The 1,377-nt window shown below is 69.0% G+C and carries 1 protein-coding gene; it reads right to left on the reverse strand.

Translation table 11 applies throughout. From position 1 onward, the window contains the following. Positions 1 to 1,377, reverse strand: a 1,377-nt coding sequence (locus ACP4IX_RS36200) for a condensation domain-containing protein (RefSeq protein ID WP_426558896.1), incomplete at both ends; no start/stop codon positions are given.

The following is a 1,377-nucleotide window of genomic DNA, read 5'->3' on the forward strand; positions in this document are numbered from 1 at the left end:
CAGGCCCCACCCCACGACCGATCAGCCAACGAGCCAGCCGGTTCACCCGCCCAGCCAACTCCCCGTACGACCACACCCCCTCACCACGCACCACCGCCACCGCGTCCGGACACTCCCGGACCCGCCCGGCAAACAACCCCGGCAACGTCACCGGCACCGGCGTGCCACCCGCCACCGACCACCCCAACAACCGCTCCCGCTCACCACCACTCAGCACATCCAACTCACCCACCCGCGAACCCGGCCCGGCCACCGCCTCGCTCAACACCCGCACCAACCGCGCCCCGAACAACTCCACCGTGCCCGCGTCATACAGGTCCGTCGCATACTCGATCAGCCCGGACATCCCCGCCGGACGACCGTCCTCGTCGAAGGTCTCACCCATGTTGACGGTGAGGTCGAACTGTGAACCGGATACGCCCGGGTCCTCGAACTCGGCTCGGACGCCTGGGAGTTCAAAGGCCAGGTCAGTGCTGTTCTGGAGCGCCAGCATGATCTGGACGAGCGGGTGATGGCCGGGCGAGCGCTGCGGGTTGAGCCGTTCCACCAGGTACTCGAAGGGGATGTCCTGGTGGCTGTACGCGGCGAGACTCGTCTCACGGATCTGTGTCAGGAGTTCACCGAACGTGGGATCCGACGTCACGTCGGCGCGTATGACCAGGGTGTTGACGAAGAAGCCCACCAGGTCGTCCAGACCTTCGTCGGTGCGGCCGGCGATGGGCGATCCCACCGCGATGTCCCGCCCCGCGCCCAGCCGCGAGAGCAGCGCCGCCAGTCCAGCGTGCAGGACCATGAACAGCGTCGCGTCCGCCGCACGGGCAAGCTCCCGCAACGCGGCATGCGTCGAGGCGTCGAGTGTGAAGCTCACGGTGTCGCTGCGATAGGAGGGGGTCGCGGTTCGCGGCCGGTCGGTGGGCAGGGAGACGACGTCGGGCAGGCCGCGCAGGTGGTCCGTCCAGTAGGCGGCTTGGCGGCGCAGCAGGCTGTCGGGGTCGGTGTCCTCGCCGAGCAGTTCGTGCTGCCAGACGCTGTAGTCGGCGTACTGGACCGGAAGCGGGTTCCACTCCGGCCCCTCGCCTCCGCACCGGGCCGCGTACGCGGAGGCGAGATCGGCCGCGAGCGGAGTCATCGACCAGCCGTCGGCGGCTATGTGGTGCATCACGAGCACCAGGACGGCTTCCCCTGGCCCTGAGGTCAACAGCCGCGCCACTAGCGGGATTTCGCCGTCCAGCTCGAATCCGTGCTGAACACACTCCGCCAGCCGGGAAGCCAGCGTGTCCTCCGTCACCGGTTCGGCCGGGAGGGTGAGGTGGGCTTCGGTGGGGGTGAGGATGTGCTGGTAGGGCTCGCCGTCGAGGTCGGGGAAGACCGTCCGCA

It is taken from the genome of Streptomyces sp. WG5 (assembly GCF_049974565.1).
Taxonomy (GTDB): Bacteria; Actinomycetota; Actinomycetes; order Streptomycetales; family Streptomycetaceae; genus Streptomyces.